The following is an 8,502-nucleotide window of genomic DNA, read 5'->3' as shown; positions in this document are numbered from 1 at the left end:
ATGCGCGCTACGACACCTAATTTAAAGGCTAAGGTGTAATCTCGTTGTGTGCGCTTACGGCTTGAGTTAATGGGTGTTGTCATAAAGAAGTCCTCTTTATGTCAACCTATTTCCGGACGGGACAGTCGCTCACAAAAAGTCTCAATTTATTTGAGGCTTTTTATATCAATTGTTAACTAGCCTGAATAATTCACAAAAATGACTAAGGCCTTGCGTTAGCTTGCCGAATAATAAAAAAGACCTCTAATAAAAATCAACAAGACAGGATCCAACTATGTCTCTTACAATTCGCCAACGTTTACTCGTTTTAGCCCTAGGGCCAGTTCTTATTCTTGCTACCAGCATGTTGTATCTAAGCTACAACGAAACCAAATCACTCAGCCAAGCTCAGTCCTCAGAAACTCAAGAAAACATGATGGAAATGAAAAAAGCCGAGCTAAAAGCTTATATGGACATGGCTTATTCATCAGTCGCCAGCATTTACGAAAGCGGTGGCAGCTTAGAGCAAGCTATGCCAACACTTAAACGCCTAAAGTATGGCGAATCAGGTTATCTATTTGGCTACCACAAAACCGGTACACGAGTGCTGCTAGGCGAAAATGATAAGGGTATTGGCGATAACTTTTGGTCCTTACAAGATAAACAAAATCAGTACATCATTCGCGATTTACTCAAAGCGTCTAAATCAGGTGAGTTTTATACCTACTACTTTCCCAAGCCTGGCGGTAATAAAGCGCTTCCTAAGCTTAGTTACGCCATTTATTTAGATAAGTGGGATATATTTATTGGCACCGGGTTTTACACCGATGATGTTGATGCCCTCATCACAAAACTGGAAGAAGAAGCACAAGCTAGCTTAGAATCGTCGATGTTTTTCATATTCCTTACGGGTGCGGCATTACTGGGGCTTGCTGTGTTAATTAGCTACTTCATTAACCGAAGCATTATGGCGCCGCTGCAAGACTTGAATCAGTCTTTTGCTAAATTAGCCTCCGGCGAAGCCGATTTAAGTGCTCGCCTTAAGACCGATTATGTTCATGAGTTTGGTCAATTGGCGGGTAACTTCAATGCCTTTATTGAATTGCTACATGAAATCATCAGCATGGTAGGTAAAGTTGCCTTAGACGTCTCAAAGGAAACCTCATCTATGTCAGACAGAGCCAACTCGGTAGACCAGCTGTTGGTTGAGCAGCGTGAAGAAACCGAGCAAGTGGCCACCGCTATGACAGAAATGACCGCATCTGCTCATGATGTATCAGACAACGCCAATCAAGCCGCAAACTCTGCTCAACAAGTAGATAATAGCGCTGGAGAGGCCATGACCACCGTAGATAGCGCTGCGGCGACTGTGCAATCGTTAGCAAATGAAATTGCCCAAGCCAGTGAGGTTATCGCTAAGCTAGAAGGTGATGTGCAAAATATTTCGTCTGCATTAAGTGTGATTCAAGGCATTGCCGAACAAACTAACTTGTTAGCCTTAAACGCAGCCATTGAAGCCGCTCGGGCTGGCGAACAAGGTCGCGGCTTTGCGGTTGTTGCAGATGAAGTACGTCAACTGGCCAGTCGCACCCAACAAAGTACTGGCGAAATTCATGGCATGATTGAGCGCTTAAAAAGCGGTTCCGATGCAGCCGTATCTGCCATGGACAGCAGCCAAGAACGCAGTGGAGAAGCGGTAACAGGGGCCAATGCTGCTAGTGAAGCCCTGCAACTGATTAAAGATTCAATTCAGCACATTATGGATATGAACGCCTTAATCGCGACTGCCACTGAGGAGCAAAGCCACGTAGGCCAAGAAATCTCTCAACGCATCGTACATATTGCTGACCAATCCAGTCAATCAGCTGGCTTGGCCCAGGAAAACCGGAGCGGCAGTTTGAACCTAAAACAGCGTGCCGAACAACTCGAAGAACTCATTAAACGCTTTACTTTGTAATCACAATCACTGGATCGCCCAATAAAAAAGCCACCCTATGGTGGCTTTTTACTCGCTAACGTTTGATTAACCTACGTTAACGCGTGCGTTACGGAACATACGCATCCACGGGCTATCTTCGCGCCAGTCATCTGGATGCCACGAGTGCGCTACGGTGCGGAATACGCGCTCAGGGTGAGGCATCATAATAGTCACTCGACCATCTTTTGAAGACAAACCTGTAATACCTAGCGGCGAACCATTCGGGTTAGCTGGGTATTGCGTGCTAGCTTCGCCATAGTTATCCACGTAGCGTAAGGCCACGGTTCCACTGTTAGCTAAGGCGTCTAAATGCGCTTGGTCACGCACTTCTACGCGGCCTTCTCCGTGAGATACCGCGATAGGCATTTGTGAACCAGCCATACCGTTTAAGAAAATCGACGGTGATTGCTGTACTTCTACCAAGCTGAAACGCGCTTCAAAACGTTCTGATTCATTACGTACAAAACGAGGCCACAAGTCGGCACCAGGAATCAGCTCACTGAGGTTAGACAACATTTGACAACCATTACACACACCCAGTGCAAATGAGTCGTTGCGCTCAAAGAAGTTAGTGAACTGCTCGCGAGCACGTTCGTTGAACAATATCGATTTTGCCCAACCTTCACCAGCACCCAATACGTCACCGTAAGAGAAACCGCCACAAGCCACTAAACCGGCAAACTGTTCTAAGCTCACACGGCCAGCGAGTATGTCACTCATGTGTACGTCTACTGCAGCGAAACCAGCGCGGTCGAAGGCGGCGGCCATTTCGTGATGCGAGTTAACGCCTTGCTCGCGCAAAATCGCCATTTCAGGCTTCAAACCCTTAACAATGAAAGGCGCAGCAACGTCTTCATTAATGTCAAAGCTTAAACCAATGTTCAAACCAGGATCTGCCGCATCAAACTTAGCGTCAAACTCTTGTTTTGCACACTCTGGGTTATCACGCAGCGCTTGCATTTGGTAAGTGGTTTCAGCCCAAACACCACGGTAATGAGTGCGGGTATTAGCCAATACCACTTCACCGTTGCGGGTAAAGCGGATAGCGTCATCATCGTTCAGTGAACCAATTACATGGCTGCAAGAGGCTAAGCCGTGACCTGCTAACACATTAAGTACTGCTTCTTTGTCTTCAGTTTTAACCTGAATTACCGCACCTAATTCTTCATTGAATAGTGCTTCTACACTGTCTCCAGCGAGCAAATCTAAGGCTACATTTACGCCGCAATGTCCTGCAAAGGCCATTTCTGCCACAGTAGTAAATAAACCACCGTCACTACGGTCGTGGTAAGCCAATAGTTTTTGATCAGCAGTGAGTGCTTGAATGGCATTAAAGAAACCTTTAAGCAGCTCAGGTGAATCAACATCAGGCACCTTATTGCCTAGCTGTTTATAAACCTGCGCTAAACACGACGCGCCCATGCGGTTTTTACCCTGACCTAAATCGATTAAGATTAAGTCTGAATCACCAAGGTCATTACGCAGCTGAGGAGTCACCGTTAGGCGAATATCTTCAACTTTGGCAAAAGCACTGATAATCAATGAAAGCGGCGAAGTCACAGACTTATCTTGGCCTTCATCTTGCCAAGCCGTCTTCATCGACATTGAATCTTTACCAACCGGAATGGTTAAACCTAGTGCAGGACATAATTCCTCACCCACCGCTTTAACCGCTTCATACAAACCAGCATCTTCACCAGGGTGACCCGCTGCAGACATCCAGTTAGCCGATAACTTAATATTATTTAGCGAACCAATATTAGTCGCTGCAATGTTGGTTAGTGCTTCTGCTACCGCTAAACGGGCTGAGGCAGCGTGGTCAATCAGTGCCGCAGGGGTGCGCTCACCAACCGACATAGCTTCGCCATGGTAAGTATCATAGCTGGCTGCTGTTACAGCACAGTTCGCTACGGGTACTTGCCAAGGGCCAACCATTTGATCGCGAGCCACCAAGCCGGTAACACTGCGATCACCAATGGTAATTAAGAAGGTCTTCTCGGCAATTGCCGGCAAACGCAACAAACGCTCGGCCGCATCGCTTAAGTCTACTTTTTCAGAGTTGAAACCAGGGCCGTTAAAGCGAGCTGATTTAACATCACGATGCATTTTAGGGGCTTTGCCTAACAGAACCTCTAACGGCATACGAATAGGATCGTTGCCAAAGTGCGAATCGTGCAGGACTAAATCCATTTCTTCAGTTGCTACACCAATCACTGCATATAGCGCGCGCTCGCGCTCACAAATGGCATCAAATACAGCTAGGTGCTCTGGTGCTACAGCAAGCATGTAACGTTCTTGCGACTCGTTACACCAAATCTCTAAAGGCGACATGCCAGGCTCGTCATTTGGCACCGCGCGTAAATCAAAAATGCCACCGCGGCCACCATCGTTTACTAATTCAGGACAAGCGTTAGATAAACCACCTGCACCAATATCGTGAATAAAGGCGATAGGGTTCGCGTCACCTAGCTGCCAACAACGGTCGATAACCTCCTGACAACGGCGTTCCATTTCTGGGTTTTCACGCTGTACCGAGGCAAAATCTAAATCTTCACTCGATTGGCCAGAAGCCATTGAAGAAGCCGCGCCGCCACCTAGGCCAATATTCATTGCTGGGCCACCCAGAACAATGATTTTTGCACCAACCGGGATCTCGCCTTTTTCTACGTGGTCTTCGCGAATGTTACCTAAACCACCGGCCAACATAATCGGTTTGTGATAACCACGAACTTCTAAGCCGTTAAAGCTTTCTACTTGCTCTTCGTAAGTACGGAAGTAGCCAAGAATATTAGGTCGACCAAATTCGTTGTTAAAAGCAGCGCCACCTAGCGGAGCTTCTAGCATAATCTCTAGGGCGTTAACGATACGGCTCGGTTTACCAAAGTCACTTTCCCAAGTTTGTTCAAAGCCCGGAATACGCAAGTTACTAACGGTAAAGCCCACCATGCCTGATTTAGGCTTAGAACCACGACCAGTAGCACCTTCGTCGCGAATCTCTCCACCAGAGCCAGTAGCGGCTCCAGGATATGGAGAAATAGCCGTTGGGTGGTTATGCGTTTCTACCTTCATAAGAATATGAATATCTTCTTGATGGTAGTTGTATTGCTTGGTGTCTGAATTTGGGAAGAAACGCCCCGCTACAGAGCCAGTCATTACCGCGGCATTATCTTTATACGCCGACAATACATAATCGCTGTTTAGCTCGTAGGTATTCTTAATCATTTTGAACAAAGATTTAGGTTGTTTTACCCCATCAATTGTCCAATCGGCATTAAAGATTTTATGACGACAGTGCTCAGAGTTTGCTTGGGCAAACATCATTAGCTCTACATCATTAGGATTACGTTTCATTTTCTCAAAATTTTCTACTAAGTAGTCAATTTCGTCATCAGCTAAGGCTAAACCCAACTCTTGGTTAGCTTGCTCTAAAGCTTGTTTGCCACCGCTAAGAATATCTACCGATGTAAAAGGTGCTGGGCTAGCGTGTTCAAATAACGCAGCTGCTTGTTCCACCTCTGCATATACCGCTTCCATCATACGGTCATGAATCAAGCTGTTTAATTGAGCGCCTTGTGATTCGCTTAACTCACTGCTGATTTCTACGTAGTAAGCAATACCACGCTCTAAACGTTGTACGTTGGTTAATCCACAATTATGAGCAATGTCGCTGGCTTTTGAAGACCAAGGAGAAATTGTGCCAGGGCGAGGAGTAACCAATAACAGTTTTCCAGTTGGCTGGTGTTCTGCAATGGTAGGCCCGTAGGTTAATAACTTGTCTAATACTTGTTGTTCAGCATCACTTAAATCTGTAGATATATCAGCAAAATGCATGAACTCAGCATAGATAGAAGTAACAGGAAGGTCTTGCTCTGCGCAACGTTTTAACAGTTGTGCAATTCGAAAATCAGACAGTGCAGGTGCACCACGTAGTACCAACATATTTATGGCTCGCTTTTCCAGATGGAGGTGGGAGGGGGAAAATTGCGCGTATTATAGATAAAAACTGCGACAATGGTAAACAAAACGTTAGCTTAACGAGGAAAACCGCGCTTAAAGCTAGACAGCTAGGCGGATATCCATAAAATCGAATAAAAATATTAGTGTGGAAAACAAATTTGATGATTAAACAGCAACGCTTCACCCTGCTCTTAGCGTTGCTCGCTTTGTTTCTTTTGCAAGGCTGCGAACCCAAACCTTTTGTCTCTGAACTAGAGCAAATTCGCCAACGCGGAAAATTACGCGTGGGAACGCTGTATAGTCAGCAAGTTTTCTATTACGACCAGCACGAGCAACCTACCGGCATGGAGTATGAGTTGCTAGAGGACTTTGCAGCTTACCTTGGTGTTGAGCTACAAATGGTGCCTTTATATAACCAAACCGAACTTTACCGAGGCTTGCACAACAAGCAGGTAGATTTATTAGGTGCAGCTTTATCCCCCACCAATGCGCTACGTGAGAATTTTCGCTTCTCTCCTGAAATTTATCGTGTTGATGCCAAAGTTGTTTACAAGAAAAATACCCGCCGCCCCCGCGATATTAGCCAAGTAGACTCACCGTTATGGATCACCTCGGGCAGTTATCACCAGCCTTTATTAAAAAGTTACCGCAAAGAAAACCCTGAGCTGAGCATAGAGGTGACTGACCGACTGGATAGTAGCGAACTACTTAAAAGCATTGTGGATGAGGAAATCCGCTTCGCCTTAGTCGACGATACCACCTTAGCGCTCCATCAGCGCTTTTACCCAGATCTTGCCGAGGCCTTTACTCTCAACAAATCTACGTCAGTGGTATGGATGGTTAACCGGCTTCGTGATGACAGTTTGTATAGCGCCTTAATCGAGTTTATTGGAGAGAAGCACAACAGCGGTGGTATTACTCGTTTATATGAGCGTTATTTTGGCCATATTCAACGTTTTGACTATGTTGATACTCGCGCCTTTTTACGCTCAACCACCACTCGCCTGCCGAAGTACGAAGACTGGTTTAAACAATATGCTGGGCAGCTCGATTGGCGTTTAATTGCCGCGGTCTCTTATCAAGAGTCTCATTGGCGCCCGCACGCTAAATCGTTTACCGGTGTACGCGGCATGATGATGTTAACCCTTCCCACGGCTAAGTCTGTGAAAGTGACCAATCGGCTTGATCCTGAGCAAAGCATTCGTGGTGGAGCCGAGTATTTACAAAAGTTAATTAATCGCGTGCCCGACAGCGTGCGCGAAGATGACAAGATCTGGTTTGCCTTGGTGTCCTACAACATTGGTTTCGGCCACATGTTAGATGCCAGACGAATTACTAGAATGCGTGGTGGAGATCCCGACGCTTGGGTAGATGTGAAGGAAAATTTACCGCTATTGATGCGTAAAAAGTGGTATCAACAGACTCGCTATGGCTATGCTCGCGGCCAAGAAGCCTATAACTATGTGAACAATATTCGTCAATATTATCAAAGCTTACTGTGGTTAGATGCTCAAAGAAAAGAGTCTCAGCGACGCCAGGAGTTAATGAAGAATCGCGCGCCTTACCCAGTGAATAACCCTACAGATCCAGTAACCACTCCGAATAAAACAGAGATTAACTCCAATAATTAGAGAATAATCTTGACGATTTGTCACAATACTGTCATGTTTTGTGCTTAATCTACAATGGAGATTAAAAACAGTAAGCGTCCTGCCTAACATAATGGAGAGGATAGATAGTATGATTAGAAAAAAACGCGTTACCCTTCACTCGCCACGCCGCCGCATTCAACTGGCTCGTCAGCATCGTAAGGTTTTATTAAGACAACGTTCTTTTGTTTTGTCTGAAATGGGTTTAGTCAGCGTCGCTGGGTAAATCACTGCTCTGTTGTTTTTTTCGCAGCTTGTGTTGTTCACGACGCTTGCGGAAAAAACGACTAATAGTATCAGCGCAAGATTCAGCTAACACACCAGCTTCAATCTCTACTTTATGATTTAGCTGCTCACAATTAACAATACTGAACACACTTCCGGCCGCACCTGTTTTTAAATCACTGGCACCAAACACTAAGCGCTTCACACGGGCGTGCACCATTGCACCCGCACACATAGAGCAAGGCTCTAGGGTAACGTAAAGCGTGGTGTCTAATAGTCGGTAATTACCTATCTTTTTGCCTGCCTCGCGCAATGCAAGCACTTCTGCGTGAGCAGTAGCATCATTTAGCGTAATGGTTTGATTCCACCCCTCGCCCACCACCTCGCCTTGGTAAACCACCACTGCTCCCACTGGTACTTCGCCCTGAGCCTCAGCTTTCGCTGCTAAGTTTAGTGCATAGTTCATCCAGTCAATATCAGTGTATTCCAAAACGATGTCTCTCAAGCTTAATTAGGGGGCATATTGTAAACCCGAACAGTGATAGACAAAAGCCAGCAACTCCGGCTTTAACTCATTCACAATACAACTGACCCGTCCTAAAATAGATTGACGGTTTTTAGGCCAGCTCCAGTAGCTGGCCTTTTCTATTATGCACCTGATTGGGCGTTTCCATATTTAAACTCAGGTGCGGTCTCATCGTGTTGTATATCGCT

At 45.8% G+C, this 8,502-nt stretch carries 5 protein-coding genes; 2 read left to right on the top strand and 3 right to left on the bottom strand.

Annotation, left to right across the window (positions count from 1 at the left end; genetic code table 11):
* On the bottom strand, positions 1–83 hold an 83-nt coding region (locus tag FFR00_RS21405), incomplete at its 3' end, for a valyl-tRNA synthetase (protein WP_137675448.1).
* A 191-nt stretch (positions 84–274) separates the two neighbouring features.
* Here FFR00_RS21405 and FFR00_RS21400 point away from each other — a divergent pair.
* Positions 275–1,936: a methyl-accepting chemotaxis protein gene (locus tag FFR00_RS21400; protein ID WP_137675447.1), complete on the top strand. Its 1,662-nt coding sequence runs from the start codon at positions 275–277 to the stop codon at positions 1,934–1,936.
* A 66-nt stretch (positions 1,937–2,002) separates the two neighbouring features.
* On the opposite strand, the gene purL is transcribed toward FFR00_RS21400, so the two are convergent.
* Entirely contained in the window at positions 2,003–5,896 is a 3,894-nt protein-coding gene (gene purL, locus FFR00_RS21395) for a phosphoribosylformylglycinamidine synthase (protein WP_137675446.1), read from the bottom strand.
* 179 nt (positions 5,897–6,075) lie between these two features.
* Here purL and mltF point away from each other — a divergent pair, with 179 nt between their 5' ends.
* Positions 6,076–7,545, top strand: a complete 1,470-nt coding sequence (gene mltF, locus FFR00_RS21390; protein ID WP_137675445.1) for a membrane-bound lytic murein transglycosylase MltF — start codon at positions 6,076–6,078, stop codon at positions 7,543–7,545.
* 223 nt (positions 7,546–7,768) lie between these two features.
* Here the strand turns inward: mltF and tadA are convergent, their stop codons facing one another.
* The gene (tadA, locus tag FFR00_RS21385; RefSeq protein WP_137675444.1) at positions 7,769–8,278 is read right to left on the bottom strand and encodes a tRNA adenosine(34) deaminase TadA; all 510 of its coding nucleotides are present in this window, start codon (positions 8,276–8,278) and stop codon (positions 7,769–7,771) included.
* Between the last annotated feature and the right edge of the window lie 224 nt (positions 8,279–8,502).

The sequence above is a fragment of the Agarivorans sp. Toyoura001 genome, assembly GCF_005405585.1.
Lineage (GTDB): Bacteria > Pseudomonadota > Gammaproteobacteria > Enterobacterales > Celerinatantimonadaceae > Agarivorans.
The sequence above is the reverse complement of the archived record's forward strand: the minus strand, read 5'-3'. Positions and strand labels throughout refer to the sequence as shown.